Source organism: Desulfotignum balticum DSM 7044, from assembly GCF_000421285.1.
GTDB classification, from domain to species: Bacteria; Desulfobacterota; Desulfobacteria; order Desulfobacterales; family Desulfobacteraceae; genus Desulfotignum; species Desulfotignum balticum.
The window spans coordinates 2,919,283-2,944,680 of record NZ_ATWO01000001.1 but is presented as its reverse complement, the minus strand read 5'-3'; the positions used below and the strand labels follow the sequence as shown (position 1 = coordinate 2,944,680).

Here is a 25,398-nt window from a genome sequence, read left to right as displayed (position 1 = left end):
ATGGTTGATGCGATTAACGTAAGCTGATATCCTCATCATTGTCAATCCCAATAATATCTTTGGCACAACTCGTGCATTGATGGTGAATAATAGGTTTAATGCAATTTGCAGGCCTGAAATGAATGAAATTTAAATGAAGGAGTGCCCATGAAACGCATATTGATCACCGGGGCCTCAGGGTTTGTCGGCAAGCATCTGGTCCGACATTTTTTGGATTTTGACTGGCATGTGACCGGGCTGGGGACTTCCGGTTCGCATCCTGACATCCAGGCATCTGACAGTTTTGAGTGGGTATCAGCCGATACCACCCGGTCGGGCCCCTGGCAGGACCATGTGGCGGATGCAGATGTCATCATTAACCTGGCAGGTCGTAATATTTTCAAGCGCTGGACCAACACTTACAAACAGGCCATTTATGATTCCCGGATCCATACCACCCGCCATCTGGTGGAAGCCATGGTGCCTGACAAACCGGTTGATTTTTTAAGTACCTCTGCTGCGGGTATTTATGGAGATGCCGGAGAACGGGAACTTGCCGAAGATGCGGCCCTGGGCAGCGATTTTCTGGCCGGGGTGTGTAAAGACTGGGAAGGAGCTGCGCTTGCTGCGGAAGAAAAGACCGGAGCCCGGGTGCGGATCATGCGGTTCGGTGTGGTGCTGGGGGACGGCGGCGCTTTGTCCGTGATGTCTCCGGCATTCAAATGGTTTGCCGGCGGGCCGCTGGGAAACGGATACCAGTGGTTTCCATGGATTCATGTGGATGATCTGGTAAAAGCCATGAGTTTTTTGATCCAGACGCCGGATTCCCGGGGAATCTATAATATGGTGGGGCCCAAACCCGTGCGGCAGCGTGCGTTTGCCAAAGCCCTGGGACAGGTCCTGCGTCGACCTGCCGTGATGCCTGCGCCTGGATTTATGGTGAAACTGGTCATGGGTGAGTTGGGATCCTCGCTGCTCAACAGCCAGAAAGCCGTGCCCAGGGCTTTGATGAACCAAGGGTTTGCCTTTTCCTATCCGGATGTTGAATCAGCCCTGGCCGCCATATTCGGCAATCCGGCCCCTGCGTGAGAAAATCCGGCTTCAGGTTAAAAGGTATTTGCCTTGACCCTGAAATTTGATATAAGAATCCATTACAGTGAAAGCCAGACAGACAACCATGTAGATCAATCCAATCAGGAGGAACAACACCCATGAATTTCGGATCCATTGACGAGATATTGACATTTGCCATTGACAAAGAAAATGAAGCCGTCGCATTTTACCGGGACCAGGCGGCAAAAGCCACCAAAGCCTCTCTCAAGGAGATTTTTGAAAGCTTTGCCAAAGAAGAGGAAAAACATGCGGCCCTGTTGTCCGATATTTCAGGCAACAAGGAAAAAATCGAATCCTATGAGTTCAAAAAGATTCCGGATTTGAAAATCAGTGATTATATGGTGGAAAAAGACTATGAAGAAGGCATGCCCATGCCGGAAATTCTCAAAGTTGCCATGAAACGGGAGGAAAAAGCAGTCAAACTGTACCAGACCCTGGCGGATCAGACAGATAATGCTGATGCCAAAAAATTGTTTTTGATGCTGGTTCAGGAAGAGTCCAAGCATAAACTGGGACTGGAATCCATGTATGATGATTACCTGGCGGAACAGGACAATTAAATAAGATGCGCAGGATGGCATGGATTTAACCTGCCTTTTCAGGCCGTCTTCCATGGCGGTGATCGGTGTGTCCACCACCCATGACCACCATCCCGCCAATGTGATTTACAACAAAAACCATCTGCGGTATCCCGTGCAGACGTTTGCGGTGAATCCAAAGGGCGGCCAATTGAACCGGGCGCCTGTGTACCGGTCCGTGGGTCAGATAGAAACGGCTGTGGACCTGGCCGTGATCGCAGTGCGCTCCCGGTTTGTGCCGGATGTGGTGGCCCAGTGCATTGAAAAAGGCGTCAAAGGCGCGGTGATCATTTCAGGCGGGTTTGCTGAAACCGGCGATAAAGATCTGCAAAAAGAGGTGACGGACCTGGCGGCACAGGCTGATTTCCCGTTTGTGGGACCCAATTGTCTGGGGATTTATTCGCCCGATGCTGTGGATACGTTTTTTCTGCCGGGGGAACGCATTATTCATCCGAAAAAAGGAAATATCGGGTTTGTGTCCCAGAGCGGCGGGGTCCTGGTGGATCAGATGGTGAAATTCGCGGGCCAGGGGATCGGAGTGTCCGCTGCCGTGAGTATCGGAAACAAAGCCTGTATCCGGGAAACCCATATGATCGACTGGTTTGAGCAGGACCTGGGAACCCGGGTCATTGCGTTTTATATTGAAGGGTTTGAATGCCGGGAAGGCCGGGAATTCATCAAACGGGCCCACACCTGCACCAAACCCATTGTGGTGCTCAAGGCCGGGAAGACGGCCCGGGGGATTGCGGCGGCATCCAGCCATACGGCATCCGTGGCAGGGGATTACCGGGTGTTTTCACAAATCATGGCACAACATTGTGTGGCCGAAGCAGATACGGAATATGAACTGACCTCGTTTTGCGAGGCACTGAGCTGTTATCCCAAAGGCAGTTCCGGGCACATCGGCATTGTGTCCTTGTCCGGCGGACACGGGGTGGTGGCGGCGGATGCCTGCGGACATCATGGGTTGGATATTCCTGAGATTGCCGAACAAACCGCAGATGCCATCCACTCCCGGCTGTCACCGGAAATCCAGGCCATTGCCTCATTGAAAAACCCTTTGGATTTGACCGGGTCGTGTGTGGATGACGATATCCTGACCGCGGTGCGGCATCTGTCCAGAGATTCTCATATCGACTGCATCCTGGCCCTGCTGCTGCCGTATTCTCCGGGAATTTCCGCGGACATCGGGGCCAAATTGAGTCAGGTGGCCAGAAATGAGGGCAAGCCGCTGATCGCCTATGTGCCCAAAGAGGACAAGTACAAGATCATCATTGAAGGATTTGAGCTGAACCGGATTCCCGTGGCCTCGTCCGTGGAAGGGGCTGTGCTCATGGCCAAAGCATTGAAAAGGTGTCATCCATGCTGACCCCCCGCATCACACAGATCCTTGAATCCGCCCGTTCGGCCGGCTGGGTCCTGGAGCCGCTCGCCAAAGAAATTCTGGCAGACCGGAAACTGGCGGTTCCCAACAGTGTGCTGACCGATTCAAAAGAGACGGCCACAAGGTTTCTGGCTGATTGTGGCGGCCCGGTGGTGCTTAAAGCGGTTTCTCCGTTGATTGTGCATAAAACCGAACACCAGGCCGTGGTGACCCATGTTCAGGATCCGGACACACTGGCCTCTGAAATGGCCCGGCTGTTATCCCTCAAGGGATGTGACCAGGTCCTGGTGGAGGAAATGGTCTCGGGCATCGAAGTGCTGGTGGGTGCGAAAAACGATCTTCAGTTCGGGCCGGTGGTGGTGCTGGGGCTGGGGGGCACCCGTATGGAAATATACAATGACACGGCCATCCGCCTGGCACCGGTGACCCCGTCGGATGTGACCTCCATGGTCAAGGCCCTGAAAGCCGGACCGATTCTGGAAGGGTTCCGGGGGAAACCCGGCGTGAACATGGCGGCCCTGACCCGGATGCTGGTGGATTTTTCCCATCTGGTCATGGACCTGGAACCTTTTTTTGAATCCATTGATCTGAATCCCGTGATGTGTGATTCAGATCGCTGCGTGGTGGTGGATGCCCGAATTATACTGCTGCCGGAAAGATAACGTGTGACATGACTTCCTCTTCTGATACGTCCCCCCGGGAATTGCGGCTCATTTCCTGGAATGTCAACGGGCTTCGGGCTGTGCTGAAAAAAGATTTTTTCACGTCTGTGAACCGGCTGAATCCGGATATTCTCATGCTCCAGGAAACCAAACTCCAGAAAGACCAGCGTACCCCGGAAATGATCGATTTTTCACCCTATGAATCCTTCTGGGCCTATGCCACTGTGAAAAAAGGGTACAGCGGGGTGGCAGCATATTCAAAAGTGATGCCCGATCAGGTGATCACAAGGTTTGGCCGGCCGGAGTATGATGACGAAGGCCGGGTGATCCGGATGGATTTTGATCGCTTCACCCTGTTCAATGTCTATTTTCCCAACGGGCAGATGAGCGACGAACGCCTCCGGTACAAGCTGGATTTTTATGACTGGTTTCTCAATTATACCCAGACACTGCGGGATGCAGGCAAAGGGGTGATCATCACCGGCGATTTCAACACGGCCCACAATGAGATCGACCTGAAAAATCCCGGCCCCAATTCAAACCGGTCCGGATTTCTGCGCATGGAACGGGATGTGCTGGACCGCATGATCGATGCAGGGTATGTGGATACGTTCCGCCATTTTTATCCGGAAGAAGTGAAATACTCGTGGTGGTCCTACCGGTTCAACGCCCGGAAAAACAATGCCGGGTGGCGCATCGATTATTTTTTTGTCACACAGGACCTGCTGGACAACGGGGTGGTCAAAGATGCGTTTATCGACAATGACATTTTCGGATCCGACCATTGCCCTGTGGGGTTGATCATCACGGTGTGAGTCCGGGCAGGCCCGGGCAATGCCGGCCGTGCCCGGTCAAGGGGTCATCAACCGGCAGATCTGCCGGCCGAACTCGGAACACGATACCTCCGTGGATCCGGGGATCTGCCGGGCCAGATCATATGTGACCTGTTTGGCGGCAATGGCCTGCTGCAGCGCATCGCGAACCAGTTTTGCCGCCTCGTGCCATTCCATGTGATCCAGCATCATGGCCCCGGATAAAATCAATGATCCGGGATTGACCTTGTCTTTGCCCGCATATTTGGGGGCCGTGCCGTGGGTGGCTTCAAACACGGCGCAGTTTGTGCCGATATTGGCCCCCGGCGCCAGTCCCAGCCCGCCCACCATGGCGGCCAGAAGATCGGAAATATAATCCCCGTTCAGATTGGGCGCGGCAATCACATCATAATCTTCGGGCCGCAGCAGGACCTGCTGGAACATGTTGTCCGCGATCCGGTCCTTGAGCACGATGCTGCCTTTGGGCTGTTTGCCGTTGAATTCCTTCCACAGCCGGTCTTCCAGGATCACATGATCGGCAAATTCCGTTGTTCCCACTTCAAGGCCCCAGTTCAGAAAAGCCCCTTCCGTGAATTTCATGATATTGCCCTTGTGCATCAAGGTCACGCTTTTGCGCTGGTGATCAACGGCAAATTGAATCGCTTTGCGGACCAGGCGCTGTGTGTTGTCCCGGCTGATGGGTTTGATGCCGATGCCCGTGGTGTCCCGGGCCAGGGATTTTTCGGTGTTTTTTCGGATCAGATCAATGATTTCTTTGGCCTCGTCACTGCCGGATGGCCATTCGATCCCTGCATACAGGTCTTCCGTGTTTTCCCTGAAAATCACCATGTCAATGGCCGCCGGACGACTGCACGGAGAAGGAACGCCCCGGATATATCTGGCCGGTCGGATGCAGGCGAACAGATCCAGCTCCTGGCGGATGGCCACGTTCAGGGACCGCATGCCTTTGCCCACCGGCGTGGTCATGGGTCCTTTAATGGCCACCCGCAATGCTCGGATCCGGTCCAGGGTGGACAAAGGCAGCCATTCGCCGGTCTGTTTAAAAGAGATCTCTCCGGCAGGCAGTTCTTCAAAAGTGATCTGCCGGTTGCCGTTGTAAGCGGTGTCTACAGCGGTTTCCAGTACCGGCCGGGTGGCATTCCAGATATCCGGACCCGTGCCGTCCCCGGGGATACAGCCGATAATGGGATGATCCGGTACATGAAGCGTGCCGTCCGGGTTCAAAGCGATGGAATCAGGCATGATGGGTATCCTTTGGTTTTGGGGTGACCTTGATAAAATGCCGGTTTACAGACATCAATCCTTGAAAACCAGTTTGCCGCCGATATAACCGGCAATTCCGGCCGATGCCAGCATGATCAGGTTTATCAGAATAAATATCCAGGCCAGAGAGGTTGACAGCACGGCCGGATTCACAAGGAACCAGATCAGAGAGATCAGACAGGAGGCACAGGTCAGGGTGGCGGCCAGAATTTTAATTCTGAAAAGCAGGGTATCTGCCTGGTTGTATTTTCGCTGCCATTCCAGCACGCCCGTGTAAACGACCAGGGGCAGGGCCAGCACCACAAACACCAGATTGACGGCTGCGGCTTTGGCCGGCAGGGTGGCATCGAACAGCCAGGCGATAACGAAAAGAACAGCGGCAATGGGCAGAATTCCGTTGGGTGTATGCACCAGGATGGGGTGGGCATGATGCCGGATCATCAGATCGGTGATCTTCTGATATAAGGATTGAGGTGCCGGGGTCTCGGTCTTTTCAGGTTCAGAAACTGCGGGGCCAGCGGTTTCAGGTTTTGATTTGTGAGGTTCATCAGAGGGTTGTATTTCCACAAATTTGCTTTTGTCAGCCCCGCATACCGGGCATTTTTCCGGGGGAAATTCTCCTTCGTGGACATAGTTACAAACCGTACATTTCCAGGCTTTCATCTCAGTTCCTTCATTTGTGTGTTAGGTAATGTTGTGGATCGCTGCCCGTTGATTTTGTTTCGGGTCTGATTATTTCCGTTCCTCGATACGGATGAACCGGCATTCATCCGGGCCGCAGTAGTCGCCGACATAGGTGGCGCCGGGACGGTACAGGGTGGGTTTGGGGGCTGCTTTGGCAAACTGTTCTTCAATGACATGGGCACACCAGCCGCTGACACGGGACAGGGCAAAAACGGGAGTGAACAGGTCCATGGGAATCCCCATGGCGTAAAACAGGGATGCGGAATAAAAATCCACATTGCAGAAAATATCCCGGTCTTTTCTTTTTTTAAAGGCTTGCTTTCCCCTGATTTCCAGTTCTTTGGTCAGTTCATACCACCGGGTGTCGCCGATGATTTCTCCCATGCGCTGACTCATGGGGGCCAGAATCAATGCCCTGGGATCATCGGTCTGGTACACGGCATGGCCCAGCCCCATGATCAGGCCCCCGGAATCCAGAATATTGTCGATGTAGGCATTGATATTTTCCGGGGTTCCGATCTCCTTGAGCATCTCCATGACCCGGACATTGGCACCCCCGTGCAGCGGGCCGGACAGGCTGCCGATGGCAGCCGCAACCGCTGCATAGATATGGGCTTTGGTGGACGCCACCTGCCGGGCGGTAAATGTGGAGGCGTTAAAGGAATGTTCCGCATGGAGCACCAAACCGGCGTCAAGAAATGCCGCAGTCTCCGGATCCGGGGGTTCCCCCGTGAGCATGTACAAAAAATTGGCGGCATGGCCCAGGGAGGTGTCCGGTGCCAAAGGGGTCCGGCCGTTGCGGACCCGATCCCAGGCTGCGATCAGGGTGGACAATCCGGAAATCAGGTATTCAGCACTGTTCTGGGCATCTGCCGGTGTTTGTTTGCCTGCATTTTCATCGGCCTGGATCAGCAGGGGGGTGGCGGCCTGGAGCATGTCCATGGGGGTCATGGACCGGGGCAGGGTCTTTAACAACGTCACAATGCTTTCCGGTATGGGCCGTTTCTGTTTCAGGCGGTTGTCAAATGCTGCCAGGGCCTGTTCGTCCGGCAGACGCTCGTGCAGCAGAAGATAGCAGACTTCTTCAAACGTGGCGTTTTCCGCCAGATCTTCAATACGATAACCGCGGTATATCAGTTTGCCTTCCCTGCCTTTGACATCGCAGATTTTTGAACTGGCAACATCCACGCCTCTGAGCCCGGTGTTTATGACCGGGGTGCATTCGTCGTTCATGGATCACTCCTTGAAAAAGGTTAACATATTTTTTCAGGGGGACGTCGTTCCGGGACATATTTTACCCGAGACTGGTTATTATGGACGGCTTTTGATACATACAGCCCGCAATAACAGGCCCCGAACTCTTCCAGATCCGGTTCCCGGTAGACACAGGGACAGATGATATCCTTGTCTTTTTCCCGGTCTGAGCAGGCCAGTCTGCAGGGGCAGGCCATGTAGCCGTAGCGGTCCTTGTTTAAGAGCAACGATTCCAGCAGTTCAAAGACCAGGTCTTTGTCTTTGTTGAAATAAATGCCTTTGGCTTCCTGTGATTTTTTCAATGCCTGATAAAGCTGTTCTACATTCATTCTGTAATCCCCAATGCCGCTTTGATTTCTTTTTCTTTGTATCCAACGATGACGGTGTCCTTGATTTTGATGGTGGGAAAGGAACACCTGGGATTCAACGCCTTGATATCTTCAAGAATGGCTTTTCTTTCTTCGCCTTCCAGATCGTCCACTTCCACATAGTCATACTCCACGTTGCAGTCATTCAGCAGTTTCTTGGTTGATTTGCAATGACTGCATGTGCTCAATGCGTAGAGCATGGGTTTTTCTGTGTTCATTGACAGCTCCTTTTACCGGCCTTGACCCGGTGGTCTGTTTACAGGTAAGATGTGACAGCGTATGTACATCCGAATGATACTGATAGTACAAATTCATGTTTCTGCTGTTACATGGCAGTAATTTTGCATTTTTTGTGCCGGTTTGGCAAGGAACAATTTCATAAGTGATGCCGTTGTAATAAAATTGTGTCATTTTTGCTTTAAAAATTTGCTTTTAAAAGCAATTTTGGAATGGTACAAATAAACGAATCAATCGTTAATTTTAAAACAGGAATAAAAAAAGATCTGGATTTAAAAGAGACATAATCGTCTCAGGATGACACATATCAGAGATACAGATTGACCCGGACAGGGTATCACCGCGGATTTCCCCCTGTCCGCCTGCCGGTCTGGTCCGGGGAACCAGGCAGGACGTTCGATTTTTCAACGGCCCGGCAGATAACCAGGAAACAGGATATGGATTCAATTGCCACTGGTGTGATTTTTGCAGATGTTTGCAGATGATAAAAAGCGAAAAATGGCATTAGACAAAAACACGCGATAGATCTAAGGAGGCAGCATGGGCACAGTATTGATTGTTTACGCCACCCGGTCCGAAGAAACCAAGGCCATTGCCGACATTATCGGTGAAGGGATCCGGATATCCGGGCACAGTGCACAAGTCAAACGGGTGAATGAGATCAAAAGTGAAGATGATCTGAAAGGATATGACGCGTATATTTTCGGGTCTCCCACCTACCATGGTGAAATGATCACTCCCCTGAAACAGTTGTTGTTTCAGGCGGAGCGGGCGGAGTTGGCCGGGAAACCCGGCGGCGCCTTCGGTGCTTACGGCTGGAGCGGTGAGGCGGCTGGCCGGATTTTTGATACCATGGCCCATATTTTCAAAATGAACATGGTATCTGAAGGCCCGCTGATGCTCAAAGCCGCCTGGGTGGGCGGCGGTATCAAGGCCGCCCAGGAATATGGCAAAAATGTGGCTGCCATGATTCCTGAAACCGTATAAACCCGGGGAGAATATTATCATGAACACGCAGAATTCGATCATTGTTCCCTGTATGTCCTGCGGGGCCAGAAACCGGATACCGACAGCCCGGATGAGTGAGCACCCCCGGTGCGGTAAATGCGGAACGCCCCTGTCTTTGAACGCACCGGACAAACCCGTGACGGTGTCGGACGCCTTTTTTCAAAAAGAGGTGATGCAGTCGTCTTTGCCGGTCCTGGTGGATTGCTGGGCCCCCTGGTGCGGGCCGTGCCGGGCCGTGGGACCTGTCATGGATGCATTGGCAAAAAAATATCAGGGTCGCCTGAAGGTGGCCAAATTGAATCTGGATGAAAATCCGGCCACAGGGTCCCGGTTTGCCATCGCCTCTGTACCCACACTTTTGCTGGTGAAAAAAGGAAAGCTGGTGAACACGCTGGTGGGCGTTCTGCCCCAGGCCCAGATCGAGGCGGCCATCCGTCAGATGCTCTGATCGGCAACGCAGTAGCGACCGGCTGTTTCAAAATCGATCTGGCAGAATCATTGCGATATATACCGGGCCGGTGAGGGACAAAAAAGAGATTTTGACTGGAAATGAACGATTTTATGTCTTATGTTATTAAAAATGTCTTAACAGGCGGATGCGATATATGAATCAGCATCATTCTTGAATCCAACCACTAAACAGTTAAAGGAGTTTAAAAACATGGCAGAAAAAATGGGTATTTACAAATGTGAAAAATGCGGCAACATCGTACAGGTCCTTCATGGAGAAAAACCGCCGGTCACCTGCTGCGGCAAACCCATGGAACGGCTGGTGGAAAATACAGTGGATGCGGCCGTGGAAAAACATGTGCCTGTGGTGGAAAAAATTGATGGCGGATACAAGGTCAAGGTCGGCAGCACAGCCCATCCCATGACCAGCGAGCACTACATCCAGTGGATCGAGCTGACCAGCGAGGATGACACTTTTGTTCAGCGCAAAATGCTGACCCCGGACAATGCACCGGAAGCGGTTTTCAAAACCGATGCCGACAAAGTGGTGGCCAGAGAATACTGCAACCTGCACGGCTTGTGGAAAGCCTGATTCATATTTTGTGACACCATAACAAAGCCCCGGATGAATCGTTTCCGATCATCCGGGGCTTTGTTTATTCAAGGCTTCACCAAAGTTTTCGGCTAGCCGTTTAATTTTTCCTTTAATTTTTTTGCCAGGGTGGCGCCTAACTCAAAACAGCGGTTCAGGTCGTCTTCATCCGGGACATACAGCACCTTGACGCCGGGGTCCACCATTTCCCATTTCATTTCCTCAAACTCTTTGTTGATTATTTTGACCGCTTCTCCGCTCCAGCCATAAGAACCAAAGGCCGCGGCTATTTTGTTCTGGGGACGCAGTCCTTTGATATAGGTTAACACATCAGCGATCACGGGGAAAATACCGTTGTTCAGGGTGGGGGATCCCACGGCCACGGCCCCGGCATCCAGAATTTCGGTCATGATGTCGGACCGGTGACATTTCCGGGTGTTCATGAGCCGGACGCCCACGTGTTCCGATTCAATCCCGCTGGTCACGGCCCGGGCCATTTTTGTGGTGCTTTCCCACATGGAATCAAAGATGACCAGTGCTTTGTTGACCGGTTCCTGCCGGGACCACCGGTCATAGGCCGTGATGATCCGGGACGGATCTTTTCGCCAGATGACGCCGTGATCCGGACAGATCATGCGGATGTCCAGGTTCATTTTGGCCACATCCGAAAGAAGGGCCTGGACCCGGGGAGAGAAATGCAGCAGAATATTGGCGTAATATTTGCGTGCATGGGGCATGATTTCATCCCCGATGTCATCATCGAAAAACTGGTCTCCGGCATAATGCTGTCCAAATGCATCACTGGAAAACAATATTTTTTCATCCGGCAGATACGTGAACATGGAATCCGGCCAGTGGAGCATCCGTGTTTCCAGAAACGAAAAGGTCCGGTTCCCCAGAGTCACGGTGTCACCGGATCCCACCACTTTAAAATTGTAGTCCCGGTTAAAGTGGTTTTTCAGGTTCTGGGCCCCCATCTTGGAGCAGTACAACGGCTTGTCTTCGCCAATTTTATGCATGACCCTGGGAATGGATCCGGAATGATCCATTTCCGTGTGGTTGCTGATCACGGCATCGATTTTTTTGGGGTCCATGATCCGGCTGATATTGGCCAGCAGCTCATCGCCAAAAGGGGCTTTCACTGTGTCGATGAGTATATTCTGTTCTCCGGTGACCAGAAATGCATTATATGACGTGCCTTCACGAATCTCATATCCATGAAAATCCCGGATGTCCCAGTCCCGGCATCCCACGGAATAAATGCCATTTGCCAGTTCTATGGGTGTGAACATAATGCCTCCGTTTAATCCATTTTTTCAAAATATTCCTGTTCAGCGCCGCACAACGGGCATACCCAGGATTCGGGCAGATCTTCCCAGGCCGTGCCCGGATCGATTCCATGGTCCATATCTCCTTCTGCAGGATCGTACACATAACCGCAGGGGCATTCATATTTATCCATTGTTTCCTCCGTTTGTCAGTGGTTGTCTGGTTAAGTTACAGGGGACAGCCGACCGGGCCGGTGCCGCTTTCATGGGCGGCTGAATCCTGTGTGAATCGTCGATCAAAGTATTGAGCAATTTGTGTGCCATGGCTGACATGCAAATTATGATAAAAAAGGTTTTCACTTTAAAGACTATTATTATAATATGACCTGGTTAAAAGCAATCACTCATTTGGGAAAGAATGGCCCATGAAGGTGTTTTCCAGAAAATCACACATCCCGGTGCCGGTGGCCCGCCTGTTTGCCTGGCATGCCAGAGACGGCGCCATCCAGCGCCTGACCCCGCCCTGGGCCCCGATGGCACTCAAATGGCGGCAGGGCAGCGGCATTGACAAAGGGGTGCGTGTGGGCTTTGACATGCGGGTGCTGGGAATTCCCATGACATGGGAAGCCGAGCACATCGATTATTATGAGAACCGGATGTTCAAAGACCGGCAGATCAAAGGGCCGTTTGCCCGCTGGGAGCATACGCATCTGTTTGCGCCAGACAGGGGCCAGGGGTCTGCCATGACGGATCAGGTGGCATATGAGCTGCCCGGGGGATGGTTGAGCGCGCCGTTTGACCGTCGTGTACAAAAAGAACTGGCCCGGATGTTTGATTACCGGCATCGGGTGCTGGCCCATGACCTGGTCCATTACGCGGATCAGTGCCGGCCCATGCGGATTCTGATATCCGGCGCATCCGGCAGTATCGGCAGCGCGCTGGTGCCTTTTTTGCGTACCTGCGGCCACAAGGTGATTTGCCTGGTCCGGCATAACGGCCCTCTGGCTGACGATGACGTGTTCTGGGATCCGTATAACGATATTCCGGACATGGCATCCATCGGTCGGGTGGATGCAGTGATCAACCTGAACGGCAAGGATATTTCCCGGGGAAAATGGACGGACGGGCAGAAACAGGCCATCATGGATTCCCGGATACAGCCCACCCGGTTGCTGGTAAAAAAGATGCTGGAGATGGATCAGCGGCCTGAAGTGTTTGTTTCCGCGTCTGCCATCGGGTTTTATGGAGAAGGGGCAGATGCCGTGTTCACGGAAACAGATCCTGGGGGGGATTCTTTTATTTCCCGGGTGTGCAACGAGTGGGAACAGGCCTCGTGGCCGGCACAGGCGGCCGGTATCCGGACGGTTCAGCTGCGTATCGGTGTGGTGCTCACCCCGGCCGGCGGGGCCCTGGCCCGGATGCTGCCGGCATTTGCCGCCGGGTGCGGGGCAAAACTTGGGAAAGGCCGTCAGTATATGAGCTGGATTTCCATGGATGACACCCTGGGGAGCATTTTTCATATTCTGAAAAACAGCGACATTCAGGGACCCGTGAATCTGACGGCGCCCAATCCTGTGACCAACCAAAAGTTCACCCGGACACTGGCCCGGGTGTTGTCCCGGCCGGCAGTGTTCAGTATTCCCGGATGGATGGCCGCTCGCCTGTGGGGCGAGATGGGAAAAGAAACCCTGTTGACCAGTGCCCGGGTGATGCCTGAAAAACTGATGAAAACCCAATTTGCATTTCAGTATCCTGACCTGGAACCGGCGCTAGGACACCTGTTGGGCCGAATCGATTCATGACTTTGATAACAAATGGACTGTGGTATGTCTTTACATCTTAAATTGCTGTTTTCCTTTCTGATGATCGTTGCACTGGTGTTCGGATTTGTGCATATTTATTTTCCTTTGCAGGATTACAGTTTTGAACGGCTGCATATTTTTCTGTTCAACCTGTGCACAGGCGGTTCGATTCTGCTGTATTACACACAAGGGTTTAAACAGGTGTCCGGCACGGTGAAGCTGTTTTTTGCCGGATCGTTGATTTACGCATTTTCCGCGTTTTTCAACTGGTATGCCATCACCCTGGCCGTATCCGTGCCGCTCTGTTTTCTGGTGGAAAAAATCCGGATTCAGACCTTTTCCTGGATTCCGTCTGATTTTTTTCAAACACAGGTGCCTGTGGCCAAAAAGTTTCACCAGTCCGCTTTATTATGCCTGTCCACGGGGATCGCCATCGCCGCTCTGGTGATTTTAAACAATGAATACTTTCACTGGGTGTATATGGAAAAACTGGTGCTGAACACGTTTTTTTTAGGGTTTTCATTTCCTTTGTCATTGATCACGCTGTCTCTGGTATTTTCCATGCTCAGGCAGATTGAAGGGTCGGGTTTGAAAGTATTCATGGAGCTGTGTTTCTGGACCATTACCCTGGGCGTGATTATTTTTTTCATTTTTATTCTGCTGGAGCGGTTCATCCCCCAGATCTTTGTGACCTTTGCTCTGTTTGCCGCCGTGGTGGTGGTGTTTTATCTGTATTACACCTTTGCCAAGTCCATGCAGCAGAAACTGTTTCTGACATCGGGCATCGGGTTTTTGATCGTGACCGCCGTCACGGGTATCGCCTATATCTTTTTTCAGATGTCGGAGGGGTATGATCCCCAGAAAACCAGGTGGCTGCTGCATCTGCATGTGTTTGCCTCCCTGTATGGCTGGAATCTGTGCGGCCTGGCCGTGATCTGCCGGTTCAAGGATTTTCCCATTCAGCTGCATTCCCCCACCGTGATTTTCATTCACTGGCTGACCGCGATTGTGCTGGCACCCATGGGGGTGTTTTACGGCGGGTTTGCCATTCTGGCCATTATCGGGTATGCTTTTATTACGCTGGTTCTGTTTTTCAGCGGCAATCATACCAAAAAGGTGGCTTTGTGAGCAGCACCCGGGACAATGTTCGGCGGTTTTTCGAGCAATTCAAACCCAATGCAAAAGTATTGGTGATCATCAATGCGGATCCGGATGCCATTGGTTCGGCCATGGCAGTCAAACGCCTGTTGTGGCGCAGGGTGTCTGAAGTGGCCATCGCCCATTTCAACCGCATCAGCCGGCCGGATAACCTGGCATTGATTCAGCTCACCGACGTCGGGCTCAGGAACCTGGCAGAAGTGGACAAAGCCCAGTTCGATCATTTTGTGATCGTGGATTCCCAGCCGGATCACAATGAGGCGTTTGCCGGCATCACCTATACCGCCATCATCGATCATCATCCCTTGACCCGGGCCGAAGCCGCCTATACAGATATCCGCCCCGGATACGGCACCTGCTCCACCCTGTTGACCGAATACCTGAAATCCTGGAAAATCAAGCCATCCGCCAAGCTGGCAGCCGCCCTGATGATGGGTATTAAAACCGATACGGCGGACTTTACCCGCCAGGCCACACTCAAGGACATCCGGGCGTTTCAATATCTGTATAAATTTGCGGACAACAATATTGTCACCAAGGTGGAGCGGGCGTTTTATACGGATGAGGACCTGGATTTTTTAGGCACAGCCATCAGAAAACGGCGGGTGGTCAACAACCGGGTCTTTTTTCATGCCGGCAACATTTCCAAACCGGATGAACTGGTCATGGTGGCGGATTTTTTCCTGACCATTGCCGGGATCAACTGGTCCATTGTTTCCGGGGTGGTGGACCGAAAACTGATTGTTATTCTCAGAAACGATGGCCTGCGAAAAGGGGCGGGCAATACAGCCAAAGAAGCCTTTTCAAAATATGGTTCCGCAGGCGGTCACAAAACCATGGCCCGGGCGGAATTGTCCCTTCACCTGATCCGAAAGGATACCGGCACTGCAGCCCAAAAATTTCTGGCCGGCTGGATCATGGACCGGATTGAAAAAACCGCGGGAAAAAAAATCGAATAAGATTGTCAGTCTGAGAACCTTTTCTGCCCCAGCCCGTCCCGCGGGTATCGATACCTGATCAAAACATGCCGGACCGGGCATGTCATTGCATGAACTCCCGCAAACACCGGTTACACAATACTTCTTTGAAAAATGAAAAATACATATTTTCACCCATTGTTTTTGGGTGACGTCTACTTCATTATGAAATCATTGCACGAAATCATTGTACAGGGAAGAAACCCGAAATTCTTGAAAAGGAGACAGTCACATGGCACAAAGAAAACAGGTTTACAAATGCGACGTATGCGGAAACATGATTGAAGTCCTTCACGGCGGTGAAGGCGATTTGGTATGTTGCGGGGAGGACATGACGCTTTTTGAGGAAAAATCCGCCGCAGAGGAAGGCAAGGAAAAACATGTGCCTGTTATTGAGGCAGCAGACGGTGGGGTCACCGTGAAAGTGGGGAGCAACCCCCATCCCATGGAGGAAAAACATTATATCGAATGGATCGAAATTCTTGATGGGGATGATTCCTGCCGCCATTTTCTAAAACCCGGCCAGGCCCCGGAAACTTTTTTTGCCACGAAAAACCAAAAGGTGACAGCCCGCGAATACTGTAATGTTCATGGGTTGTGGAAATCATGATCACCGGACCTGCCATATCCATGGGAAAGGGCGGCATCATTTGTTGCCGCGAAACCAGGGTGTTTTATGACAGATAAAAAAAAACAAGCGGCTGAACTGGATGTCTGTACCCAGGCCCCTGAATTTGCCGAACATGCAAGACCCAATGAAGCGGGCGAAGATGCCTGTGATGACGGAAGAGCAGGAACCAGAAGTCAGAGAAAGGAGGTGAATGCCATGACAGACGAAAAAAAGAAAAATGAAGATGGTGAAGATCTTGTTGAGGAAAGAAACAAAGAACGCCAGGAGACGATGGATAAAATGTCCATCGATACCTCTGAGGCCCACACCTATGATAAGAGTAAATCAGACGATGGTGAAAAATGTTCATAACATCATAGCAGATAATGGCGGCTGGATTCTATTTTTTCCGGCCGCCATTATGATAAGAGGATTGATATGTTTTGTTATCAATGTGAGCAGACGGCAAAAGGAACAGGGTGTGATGTTCTGGGTGTCTGCGGGAAAAAACCGGAAGTGGCGGATCTGCAGGACCTGCTTTTGTACAGCCTTATGGGGCTTTCCCAGGTGGTGCTAGAAGGCATCAGGTTCGGCATACAGGATCGACGTTATGGGAAATTTACCGTTAAAGCCGCCTTTTCAACTTTAACCAATGTGGATTTTGATCCCGAACGGTTTGTGGACCTTATCCAGCAGGCTGTTGCGTTGCGGGAAGAGATTAAGAAAGAACTGAAAAGCAGCAGCCATGACTTGCGGCTGGAAGAAGGTCCTGCCACATTTGAACCGGCAGCCACGTTAGATGAACTGCTGGGCCAGGCAGCTTCCGTGGGATTGTTTTCATACCCGGCGGACAACCCGGATATTTTGTCATTAAAACACACGGTATTGTTCGGCATTAAAGGGGTGGCCGCATATGCAGACCATGCCCAGATTCTGGGACAGGAAGATGATGATGTTTATCATTTTATATTCAAGGGGCTGGCTGCCATCCAGCAGACCGGACTGAATCTGGACGACTGGGTCAAACTGACCCTGGACTGCGGCAAGGCGGCATACCGGGCCATGGAACTATTGGATGCCGGCAATACTCAAACATACGGTCATCCGATACCCACAAAGGTTCCCCTGGGACATAAAAAAGGCAAAGCCATCCTGGTATCTGGTCACGATCTCAAAGATCTTGAAGAACTGCTCAAACAGACCCGGGGCAAGAGAATTTTTGTCTATACCCATGGGGAAATGCTCAGTCTCCACGGGTATCCGAAACTAAAAGCATATGACCATTTTTACGGACATTTCGGCACGGCATGGCAGAACCAGACCAAGGAATTTCCTGATTTCCCCGGCCCAATCCTGATGACCACCAATTGTCTCCAGCGGCCCGGGAAAACCTACCAGGATCACCTGTTTACATCCGGTATGGTGGGATGGCCGGATATCCCCCATATCCCGGACGCCGATTTTCAGCCCGTGATCGACCGGGCACTGGCTATGTCCGGGTTTGAAGAGGATGCCGACAAGGGCGCCGTCATGGTAGGGTTTGCCAGACATGCCATTCTCGATAAGGCTGATGATATACTTGCCGCTGTCAAGGCAGGCAGGATCCGCCATTTTTTCCTGGTGGCCGGTTGTGACGGTGCCAAACCCGGACGTAATTATTATACCGAGTTTGTGGAAAAATTACCAAAAGACTGTATTGTTATGACGCTTGCCTGCGGGAAATACCGCTTCTTTGACAAGGATCTGGGTGATATTGACGGCATACCGCGTCTTCTGGATGTAGGGCAATGTAATGATGCCTATTCGGCCATCCAGATCGCCCTGGCACTTTCCAGGGCACTGGATACCAATGTCAATGACCTTCCCTTGTCCATGATTTTATCCTGGTATGAGCAGAAAGCGGTCTGTATTCTTCTGGCGCTTTTGTATCTGGGAATTCGGGATATCCGCTTAGGCCCAAGCCTTCCGGCGTTTATCACACCCAATATACTGAACTTTCTGGTGGAAAGATTTAATATCATGCCCATAAAAACACCGGACGAAGATATCAGGGAGATCCTGGGATAAAAATCGGTTCAGCGTAAAAATCCCTGTATAATGCGGTTGACGGCCTGGTCATAATCAAGGCCTAAACTCATGAGCTTCATCAACTGGTCATTGGCGATTTTGCCGATGGAGGCTTCATGGGTCAGCTCCGCATCCGGGTGCAGGGCCCGCAGCGCCGGTATGGTCTGGTTGATGCCATTGTCCATGATAATGGCATCGCATTCAATATGGCCGTAGCATTTGGCTTTGGCTGTCAGGTTGACATAAAAGTCCTGGGAAGAGCTGCCTTTTATGACAGAGCGGGAAACAATATTGGTTTTGCTGTCTGTTCCTGCCAGGGTGATCTCATTTCTGGATTCTGCAGACTGTTCTTTTTCGGTCATCACCCGTTCCGTGATCAGCAGCACACTGCCGGCACCGATAGTCGCTTCATTGAGGCGTTTTGCCTCATCCACACCCCCTATCTGGGTCAGTTCCATCTGTGCCTGGGCATTCTCCGCCATGAACACCTTTGTGGTGGGATTTAGCATGCGTTTGCCGCTGCCTTCGCCAATGGCAATATGCTTTTCAACATATTTGACCTTTGCGCCGGCCTTGATCTGAAATTCATGGATACCGGAATGGCCTTCAGATGCATTGCCGCCGCAGTGAATACCACATCCGGCCACAATGGTGACATCAGATCCCTCCCCGATAATAAAAGTATTATACACCACATCATGCAACCCTGCCTGGGACAGGATCACCGGGATATGAACGGATTCATCCTTCGTGCCCGGCTTGATATCAATGATAATGCCGTCACCTTTTTCATTGGTTTCGATGTTGATGTTGGCGGACACCTCCCGGCCTTCCAGTTTTCCGTTTTTCCGGATATTGTAGGCCCCTTTTGGGATACCTTCCAGATCAGCAACCTCTTTTAACACTTGTTTATCGATAGCATTGAGCATCATTTTCTCCTTGGCATAATTCATCAAATGTACAGACACTTAAATCCTCCAGCATGGGCATGGCACCTGCCAGATCTCCGGTATAGGCGATCTTTCCTTTTTTGATCAAAAGCAGGGTATCGGCAGCTTCTAAAAATGTTTTATTGTGACTGACCACAATGGTCGTGGTGTTGTTTTCTTTTTGTTCGCGCTTGAGCAGGTCCACCATGGGACCGATGGTCCAAAGATCGATGCCGGTGTCCGGTTCATCATAAATGGCCACCTTTGGATTTCTGGCAATCACGGTGGCCAGTTCGATTTTTTTGATCTCACCGCCCGACAGTTTGCTGTCCACGGGTTTGTCTAAAAAATCCATGGAACAGACCCCGACCCTGGAAATGATATTCACCAGTTTTTCTTCATCATCAGATCCCAGGGAAATGGATAACAGGTCCCGGAAGGTTGTCCCTTTGAACCGTGCCGGGTGTTGAAATCCATAAACAATGCCGGCGTTGGACCGTTCATTTATGGGAAGGCTGCTGATATCCGTCCCGTTAAACATGATTTTTCCGCTTGTGAGTGCATTGATGCCCATGATCAATTTGGCCAGGGTGGTCTTGCCTGATCCGTTGGGACCGGTGATGGCATAAAACCCCCCTGGTTCAAAGGTAAAACTCACATCATTGATAATTGTCTGCCCGGACGGCGTTTTCTGTTCGCCGGTATCCAGAGCAGGAACGGTGAAAGTAACATTTTGTAGTTGCAGCATAAATACTCTCTTTTTTTGGCGGTTGAAGCGTTCTTTTTAGTGGTCATCGTCGCTGTAATACTGTAACAGTGTTTTAATGTCTGTGACCAGGGTTTTGACATATGACATCTCGGCATTCTGCTTGGCTTTCATTGCCGAAACAATCACGGCATGATGATCGACCAGTCGTTTTTTGTAGTCTGCCTGGGACGATTTGACCCGTTGGGTCAGAAAATAGTCGCTGATCGTGGTGATGATTTTCTGGGCATGGTTTTCCTTGTTCATCACCCAGCGGACCAGCTGGTTCTGGGATTGGGCATCGGATTTTTCAGAAAGCGCATTTATCATTTTTATCGATTTTTCAACAGTTGCCGCATCTTCAAGCATTGAGTGAATCCGGGCATTATCATCATAAATACCGCAGGGTATCTGGCAATGGGCGGAAACGGTTTGCTGAAGCATCGGTATGCAAACCATTGCTGCCAGCAGAAGAACGATCGTTGCGATTGTTTTTTTCATTTTTTTTCTCCTTTTGTTTAAAATTTTACCATCACGTGGACAGCAGTTTGGCATTGACCGCCACAATGACCGTGGAAAGGGACATCACAACAGCGCCTGCCGCCGGTGGCAGCAAAAATTGATAAAACGGGTATAAAACCCCTGCTGCCAGGGGAATGGCAACGGCATTGTAACCGGCTGCCCACCAGAGGTTCTGCACCATTTTCCGGTAGGTTGCCTTTGACAGTTTGATCACTGCGGTGACATCCCGGGGATCCGAGTGCACCAGCACGATATCGGCGGCCTCCATGGCCACATCCGTGCCTGCGCCGATGGCAATGCCCACATCTGCTTCAGCCAGGGCCGGGGCATCGTTTACCCCGTCTCCCACCATGGCCACCCGCTTATTTTTCTGCCGGATCTTTTTGATCTGGTCCGATTTTTCATCAGGCAGAATTTCCGCCATGTAATCATCCAGATTCAACTGGTCTGCAACGGTTTTTGCCACTGCCGCAGAATCGCCTGTGAGCATCATTACCTTGATGCCCATGTTTTGTAATCCGGACACGGCTTTTTTTGCCGATTCGCGAATCACATCCTCCAAAGCCAGTGCCGCTTCGATCTGATCATCTTTCAGAAGATACACCAGTGTCTTTCCTTCATCTGCCAGTTGATCCAGTTTGTTCTGGTGGCTTTTTTCCACAGCCAGATCATGTTCCTTTAAAAAACCCGGGCTGACCATTTTGATTTTTTTGGCCTGCCACTTTTGCCTTGGCACCTTTTCCCGGAATGGCTTCAAAATTTTCAGGATCAGGGATGTCAATATTGCGGTCTTTTGCCGCCCCGACAATGCCTTTGGCAATGGAATGTTCAGACCGGCTTTCCAGTCCGGCTGCAAGCGTTAGAATTTCTTCTTCAGAAAGGCTGCCAAAACTGACAATGTCAGAAACCCCGAAACGGCCCTCGGTCAGGGTGCCGGTTTTGTCAAACACCACCACATCCAGGTTTTTTGCCCGTTCAAAAGCGGTCCGGTCCCTGATGAGCAGTCCTTTTTTAGCTGCCATGGCCGTTGATACGGCCACCACCAGGGGGACGGCCAGGCCCAAGGCGTGGGGACAGGTAATCACCATCACCGTGACCATCCGTTCTAAGGAAAAAACAAATTCTCTGCCTGCCAAAAGCCAGGCCCCCAGGGTGATGCCGCCGGCAGTCAGGGCGATGATGGTCAGCCAGAAAGCGGCACGGTCGGCCGTGTTCTGGGCCTTTGATTTGGATTCCTGTGCTTTTTTCACCATGTCGACAACCTGGGAAAGATAGGTGTCGTCACCTGTTTTTTGGATTTCCACCTCAATGGCGGAATCACCGTTGATGCTGCCGCCGATGACCTCATCGCCCGTGGTCTTTTCCACCTGCCTGCTTTCACCGGTCACCATGGATTCGTCAATGCGGGTCCGCCCGTCTGCGATGACGCCGTCCGTGGGTATTTTTTCACCGGGTTTGACAGCGACCTTGTCTCCTTTTTCAAGCTGTGATACTTTGACCTCTTCGGTTCCGCCGTCTTTGGTGATGCGAAGGGCCGTTGACGGCATCAGTTTGACCAGTTCCTCCAAAGCACCTGAAGCCCCCATGACCGAGCGCATTTCCATCCAGTGTCCCAAAAGCATGATGATGATTAGGGTGGCAAGCTCCCAGAAAAACACTTTTCCCTCAAGGCCGAAAACCACGGCGGAACTGTAGGTATATGCAACAATAATGGCCAGGCCGATCAGGGTCATCATGCCCGGGTTCTTTTCTCTGAGTTCGTCAACAAGACCCGTTAAAAACGGCCATCCGCCATAGAAAAAGACAATGGTGGAAAATCCGAACTGGATATAGGCATCACCGGCAAAGTCCCATTGGCCGCTGATACCCATAAATTGCTGGATCATGGGGGACAGCAGTACAATGGGAATTCCCAGAATAATTGATACCCAGAACCGGCGCCTGAAATCAGCCACCATATGGGCATGGTGATCTGTATGGTCATGGTCCTGGTGTCCGTTGTCGTGGTTTGCCTGATGGCTGTCATGGTCGTTGTCATGGGTATTTTTGGTCATACTGAGCGCCTTTTCTGGTTGTGTTTAGTCTTTCGACCCGTGCCTGGAGTCCGGGCCTGCATCAAATTCCATGATTTTTGCAAACTGCTTGTCAATACCGGGGCGGACCTTGTGGTAAAGGGGACTGTCCGGACCCATACGTCCGCCCATGTCATAGGTAAAAGAAGCGTTGCCTTGATGTCGAATCCAATATCCTGCAAGTACCGGACCCAATCCATCATAACAGGAATGAAAATGAAGGTATTCATCCCGGGGCCGGGGGCGGTCATTCACCCATTTTCGGGGGGCTTCTTCAAAAAACACCGGGTTGATCCGGTTCTGAGTCGGCACGTCAAAGCCTGTGTCTGTCAGCTGTGTCAACACGGCATCCCCTTCAAACAACAGGGTGTTTTCCGGCAGGTCACGGGTGTAAAACTGGTCTTCATTAAAACAGACAAAAGAAAGCCGGGTCAGGTCCTCTGGATTTTCCGGCTTAAAATAGTATCCCACAAAGGGACCGAATCCCAGCACCCGGTCCTTTAGCTGGATGTCAAGCTGATCCACATACCCTCTGGGTATTTTCAGGCTTGTTCCCTTTTCTTTTTTCGGCCCGGGACATCCGGAACAAAAGATGCTCACTAAAACAAGGAATACCGGAAAGACAACAAATATCGTATTTATATTAGGGTGTCTGGCCGCCATTTTTTCCCTTCCATAAAAAATGGATGGCACCGATGCACAGGCCGAATATAAAAACCAGCAGAACAACCGCGGCAGGCCGGCTGCCTGTCCAGTCCGCAAGGGTGATCTGGCCCACATTGAAGGGATCATACAGCAATGGAATGAAAAATTCGTGCAGATGGGCAAAAAACGCGGCACCGGCCAGTCCGCCGATAAGGGCAAACACAGCATCCAGCCGTCCCTCTCCTACGGCAGCCCAGGTGGTTCCCGGGCAGTACCCGCAAAATCCCCAGCCGATACCGAACAAAATACCTGCCACACCCGTGGCCACCAGACTGGTGGGCAGCACCCGGGTATTGGCCACACCCGCGGCTTCAAGTCCCAAAAGCCCAACGGCTGAGAGAATCACCGCCATGAGCATGAATTTGGGGATATCACTTTCCATCATCAGATGGGCTCTGGCCATTTTATCTGCATTGCTTGCGCCGACGCGCTGGATCACAAATCCAAAGGCAATGCCGGACAATAACCCCAGCCATATTTCTGAACCCATTATTCCTCCTTTCCTGTGTTGCCGTAGACAAGGTGGGCTGTGACCATGGCAACGGCAAAGATAAGCACCCCGAAATACAACCCGCTGACAGCCAGCTGTGTGGATCCGGAAATAAACAGCCCCAATGTACAGCCGCCTGCCAGTCTGGAGGCAAAAAGTATGATGAATCCACCGGCAAAGGTGGCTGCAAATCGTTTGATCCGGCTGTTCCCGAACCGCTTTTCCCATATTTCCGGGATATCCCGAACCTGTATTCTGCCGGTGCGGCCGGCGGCAAAACCACCGATGGCCATGCCCAGAACAAAGGCAAAGAGCCAGGAACCCGTATCCGGCATCGTGGCGTAATGGGGGTTGTTTTCAACATACCCCGGCGCAACTGTCTGGACCGCCCCTTTGATTAAGCTGACAAAACCGCTGGAAGAGGCCGGTGGCCCGAATGTCGCAAAAATAAATACAATGATGCCTGCCAGAGCAAATGCCGCCGGAAGCCACGGCCAATATATGGGGGAGGTGTTTTTTTTATCCATGATCAGCCTCCGCATGACATATAGCCGCCTGCAGGTTTACCTGAACCGGATCTGTCTTGTGACGTTTTTGTATCAGATTTCCGGGTTGAGACGGTCTGGGTTTCTGTTGAAGGGGTGGGCAGCATGCTGCCTGCCAATGTGTTTTCCCTGGTTTCCACGGGGAAAAATTTATCCGGATTCCCCCACTCTTTCCAGGACGGTTCATAAGTGTACACCCGGTCAAATCCCATCAGACGGAGTATAAAATAGGAAAAGGAACTGCGTCTTCCTGAATTGCAGTAAACAATCACGGCCCTGGATGCATCCAGGCCGGCGTAAAGGGTCTGGAGCTGTGCATAGGGTTTGATCCCCTTTGTGTCCAGATCGGTCCATGCATCCTGATAGTTGATGTTGACGGCTGTCGGGATATGCCCCAGTTTCAATGGGGTGCCGTCAAGACCTTTGGTGCCCTTTTCACCGATATATTCCGCTTGTGAGCGCACATCGATGATCTGGTAACAGAAATCGCCGAGCTGCTGATACACAAAATCACCGGTAATCAGCTGGTGCTTTTGTATCTTTTTTGCAGGCGCCTGATAAAGCAGCGGCTTGGTTTCACCCGGCGTGGTTACCAGGTCATACCCGGCATCTCTCCATCCATCAATGCCTTGGACGAGAATTTTCTTGTTTTCATGTCCCAGAATATCCAGAACCCAGAAAACATAGGATGCCGTGGCGCCGCCGTCCCGTTCCACGGAGTCGTAAAGAACAATGGTATCTTTCGGTGTAATGCCGTGACGGCCAAGGATTTCCTGGGCCCGGGCAATCCCGATGAACGTCGATGCCACATCATCCCCGATATCATTATGCTGGAACATGGACCAGGGAAGCCGTATGGCACCGGGGATCAATGCCCCGTCAAAATGGTCATCTGTTCTGACATCCGCGATGACCAGGTCTGTATCATCTATATGGGCCTTGAGCCACTGGGGATATGCCACAAAGCGGGAGTTGGGGTAGCTGTTTTCCTGCTGGGAGGCTGAAACCAATGACCACAAAAGGCCCAGAAACAGAACCAGCGCCAGGGTCACATACCTTAAACTGTTGTTTTTTTTCATGGAAGATTTCCTCCGTCTGTATGT

30 protein-coding genes are annotated in these 25,398 nt (G+C 51.5%); 14 read left to right on the top strand and 16 right to left on the bottom strand.

Annotated elements, in window-relative coordinates:
* The first annotated feature begins 147 nt into the window (after window positions 1-147).
* The 5 genes from K365_RS0114675 to K365_RS0114655 all read left to right on the top strand — a co-directional run bounded on the left by K365_RS0114675 (window position 148) and on the right by K365_RS0114655 (window position 4,531).
* Window positions 148-1,068, top strand: coding sequence for a TIGR01777 family oxidoreductase (locus K365_RS0114675; protein WP_024335183.1), 921 nt, complete (start codon window positions 148-150; stop codon window positions 1,066-1,068).
* A gap of 122 nt (window positions 1,069-1,190) precedes the next feature.
* Window positions 1,191-1,652, top strand: coding sequence for a ferritin family protein (locus tag K365_RS0114670; RefSeq protein ID WP_024335182.1), 462 nt, complete (start codon window positions 1,191-1,193; stop codon window positions 1,650-1,652).
* A 19-nt stretch (window positions 1,653-1,671) separates the two neighbouring features.
* Window positions 1,672-3,039, top strand: coding sequence for a CoA-binding protein (locus K365_RS0114665; RefSeq protein ID WP_024335181.1), 1,368 nt, complete (start codon window positions 1,672-1,674; stop codon window positions 3,037-3,039).
* Window positions 3,033-3,716, top strand: a complete 684-nt coding sequence (locus K365_RS0114660) for an acetate--CoA ligase family protein (RefSeq protein WP_024335180.1) — start codon at window positions 3,033-3,035, stop codon at window positions 3,714-3,716. Before K365_RS0114665 ends, K365_RS0114660 begins: the two co-directional genes overlap by 7 nt.
* A gap of 8 nt (window positions 3,717-3,724) precedes the next feature.
* Complete coding sequence (locus K365_RS0114655; RefSeq protein WP_084489847.1) at window positions 3,725-4,531, top strand: exodeoxyribonuclease III; 807 nt, start codon at window positions 3,725-3,727, stop codon at window positions 4,529-4,531.
* A gap of 36 nt (window positions 4,532-4,567) precedes the next feature.
* On the opposite strand, the gene icd is transcribed toward K365_RS0114655, so the two are convergent.
* The 5 genes from icd to K365_RS0114630 form a co-directional block, all read right to left on the bottom strand.
* The gene (gene icd, locus K365_RS0114650) at window positions 4,568-5,791 is read right to left on the bottom strand and encodes an isocitrate dehydrogenase (NADP(+)) (protein ID WP_029725366.1); all 1,224 of its coding nucleotides are present in this window, start codon (window positions 5,789-5,791) and stop codon (window positions 4,568-4,570) included.
* Between the two features lie 54 nt (window positions 5,792-5,845).
* Complete coding sequence (locus tag K365_RS0114645) at window positions 5,846-6,475, bottom strand: rubredoxin-like domain-containing protein (RefSeq protein WP_024335177.1); 630 nt, start codon at window positions 6,473-6,475, stop codon at window positions 5,846-5,848.
* Window positions 6,476-6,544: 69 nt separating this feature from the next.
* Window positions 6,545-7,729 carry a citrate/2-methylcitrate synthase gene (locus K365_RS0114640; RefSeq protein WP_024335176.1) on the bottom strand — a complete coding sequence of 395 codons (1,185 nt, stop codon included), beginning with the start codon at window positions 7,727-7,729 and terminating at the stop codon, window positions 6,545-6,547.
* Between the two features lie 20 nt (window positions 7,730-7,749).
* On the bottom strand, window positions 7,750-8,079 hold the full coding sequence (locus K365_RS0114635; protein WP_024335175.1) for a ferredoxin-thioredoxin reductase catalytic domain-containing protein: 330 nt from the start codon (window positions 8,077-8,079) through the stop codon (window positions 7,750-7,752).
* Window positions 8,076-8,336, bottom strand: a complete 261-nt coding sequence (locus K365_RS0114630) for a glutaredoxin family protein (RefSeq protein ID WP_006968809.1) — start codon at window positions 8,334-8,336, stop codon at window positions 8,076-8,078. The genes K365_RS0114635 and K365_RS0114630 overlap by 4 nt, the downstream gene beginning before the upstream one ends.
* A gap of 559 nt (window positions 8,337-8,895) precedes the next feature.
* Here K365_RS0114630 and K365_RS0114620 point away from each other — a divergent pair.
* The 3 genes from K365_RS0114620 (at window position 8,896) to K365_RS0114610 (ending at window position 10,405) form a co-directional block, all read left to right on the top strand.
* Entirely contained in the window at window positions 8,896-9,342 is a 447-nt protein-coding gene (locus tag K365_RS0114620; protein WP_024335174.1) for a flavodoxin domain-containing protein, read from the top strand.
* A 19-nt stretch (window positions 9,343-9,361) separates the two neighbouring features.
* A complete protein-coding gene (trxA, locus tag K365_RS0114615) occupies window positions 9,362-9,811 on the top strand; it encodes a thioredoxin (protein ID WP_024335173.1) in 450 nt (149 codons plus the stop codon).
* A gap of 213 nt (window positions 9,812-10,024) precedes the next feature.
* The gene (locus tag K365_RS0114610) at window positions 10,025-10,405 is read left to right on the top strand and encodes a desulfoferrodoxin (RefSeq protein WP_024335172.1); all 381 of its coding nucleotides are present in this window, start codon (window positions 10,025-10,027) and stop codon (window positions 10,403-10,405) included.
* A gap of 92 nt (window positions 10,406-10,497) precedes the next feature.
* On the opposite strand, the gene K365_RS0114605 is transcribed toward K365_RS0114610, so the two are convergent.
* The gene (locus K365_RS0114605; protein ID WP_024335171.1) at window positions 10,498-11,697 is read right to left on the bottom strand and encodes an FprA family A-type flavoprotein; all 1,200 of its coding nucleotides are present in this window, start codon (window positions 11,695-11,697) and stop codon (window positions 10,498-10,500) included.
* Window positions 11,698-11,708: 11 nt separating this feature from the next.
* The gene (locus K365_RS0114600; protein WP_024335170.1) at window positions 11,709-11,867 is read right to left on the bottom strand and encodes a rubredoxin; all 159 of its coding nucleotides are present in this window, start codon (window positions 11,865-11,867) and stop codon (window positions 11,709-11,711) included.
* A gap of 231 nt (window positions 11,868-12,098) precedes the next feature.
* Between K365_RS0114600 and K365_RS0114595 the strand changes: the two genes are divergently transcribed.
* The 6 genes from K365_RS0114595 to hcp all read left to right on the top strand — a co-directional run bounded on the left by K365_RS0114595 (window position 12,099) and on the right by hcp (window position 18,287).
* The gene (locus K365_RS0114595) at window positions 12,099-13,475 is read left to right on the top strand and encodes a TIGR01777 family oxidoreductase (protein ID WP_024335169.1); all 1,377 of its coding nucleotides are present in this window, start codon (window positions 12,099-12,101) and stop codon (window positions 13,473-13,475) included.
* 24 nt (window positions 13,476-13,499) lie between these two features.
* Window positions 13,500-14,603, top strand: a complete 1,104-nt coding sequence (locus K365_RS0114590; protein ID WP_024335168.1) for a hypothetical protein — start codon at window positions 13,500-13,502, stop codon at window positions 14,601-14,603.
* Window positions 14,600-15,592, top strand: a complete 993-nt coding sequence (locus K365_RS0114585) for a DHH family phosphoesterase (protein ID WP_006964550.1) — start codon at window positions 14,600-14,602, stop codon at window positions 15,590-15,592. The genes K365_RS0114590 and K365_RS0114585 overlap by 4 nt, the downstream gene beginning before the upstream one ends.
* Before the next feature lie 250 nt (window positions 15,593-15,842).
* On the top strand, window positions 15,843-16,220 hold the full coding sequence (locus K365_RS0114580; protein ID WP_024335167.1) for a desulfoferrodoxin: 378 nt from the start codon (window positions 15,843-15,845) through the stop codon (window positions 16,218-16,220).
* A gap of 66 nt (window positions 16,221-16,286) precedes the next feature.
* Window positions 16,287-16,592: a hypothetical protein gene (locus K365_RS0114570; RefSeq protein ID WP_006964552.1), complete on the top strand. Its 306-nt coding sequence runs from the start codon at window positions 16,287-16,289 to the stop codon at window positions 16,590-16,592.
* A 66-nt stretch (window positions 16,593-16,658) separates the two neighbouring features.
* Window positions 16,659-18,287, top strand: a complete 1,629-nt coding sequence (gene hcp / locus K365_RS0114565) for a hydroxylamine reductase (protein WP_024335166.1) — start codon at window positions 16,659-16,661, stop codon at window positions 18,285-18,287.
* Window positions 18,288-18,295: 8 nt separating this feature from the next.
* On the opposite strand, the gene K365_RS0114560 is transcribed toward hcp, so the two are convergent.
* From K365_RS0114560 to K365_RS0114525, 9 genes are all read right to left on the bottom strand, one after another.
* Window positions 18,296-19,216, bottom strand: a complete 921-nt coding sequence (locus K365_RS0114560) for a SufD family Fe-S cluster assembly protein (protein ID WP_024335165.1) — start codon at window positions 19,214-19,216, stop codon at window positions 18,296-18,298.
* Window positions 19,197-19,964 carry an ABC transporter ATP-binding protein gene (locus K365_RS0114555; protein WP_024335164.1) on the bottom strand — a complete coding sequence of 256 codons (768 nt, stop codon included), beginning with the start codon at window positions 19,962-19,964 and terminating at the stop codon, window positions 19,197-19,199. The genes K365_RS0114560 and K365_RS0114555 overlap by 20 nt, the downstream gene beginning before the upstream one ends.
* Window positions 19,965-20,000: 36 nt before the next feature.
* Entirely contained in the window at window positions 20,001-20,462 is a 462-nt protein-coding gene (locus K365_RS25815; protein ID WP_024335163.1) for a superoxide dismutase [Ni], read from the bottom strand.
* 31 nt (window positions 20,463-20,493) lie between these two features.
* Window positions 20,494-21,183 carry an HAD-IC family P-type ATPase gene (locus K365_RS29125; protein ID WP_281167791.1) on the bottom strand — a complete coding sequence of 230 codons (690 nt, stop codon included), beginning with the start codon at window positions 21,181-21,183 and terminating at the stop codon, window positions 20,494-20,496.
* On the bottom strand, window positions 21,152-22,537 hold the full coding sequence (locus K365_RS25810) for a heavy metal translocating P-type ATPase (protein WP_281167790.1): 1,386 nt from the start codon (window positions 22,535-22,537) through the stop codon (window positions 21,152-21,154). The genes K365_RS29125 and K365_RS25810 overlap by 32 nt, the downstream gene beginning before the upstream one ends.
* 24 nt (window positions 22,538-22,561) lie before the next feature.
* Window positions 22,562-23,080, bottom strand: coding sequence for a hypothetical protein (locus K365_RS0114540; RefSeq protein WP_245569181.1), 519 nt, complete (start codon window positions 23,078-23,080; stop codon window positions 22,562-22,564).
* Window positions 23,081-23,198: 118 nt separating this feature from the next.
* Complete coding sequence (locus K365_RS0114535) at window positions 23,199-23,750, bottom strand: YeeE/YedE thiosulfate transporter family protein (RefSeq protein WP_006964559.1); 552 nt, start codon at window positions 23,748-23,750, stop codon at window positions 23,199-23,201.
* Window positions 23,750-24,277 carry a YeeE/YedE thiosulfate transporter family protein gene (locus K365_RS0114530; RefSeq protein WP_024335161.1) on the bottom strand — a complete coding sequence of 176 codons (528 nt, stop codon included), beginning with the start codon at window positions 24,275-24,277 and terminating at the stop codon, window positions 23,750-23,752. Before K365_RS0114530 ends, K365_RS0114535 begins: the two co-directional genes overlap by 1 nt.
* 2 nt (window positions 24,278-24,279) lie before the next feature.
* Complete coding sequence (locus K365_RS0114525) at window positions 24,280-25,374, bottom strand: sulfurtransferase (RefSeq protein ID WP_024335160.1); 1,095 nt, start codon at window positions 25,372-25,374, stop codon at window positions 24,280-24,282.
* Window positions 25,375-25,398: the final 24 nt, after the last annotated feature.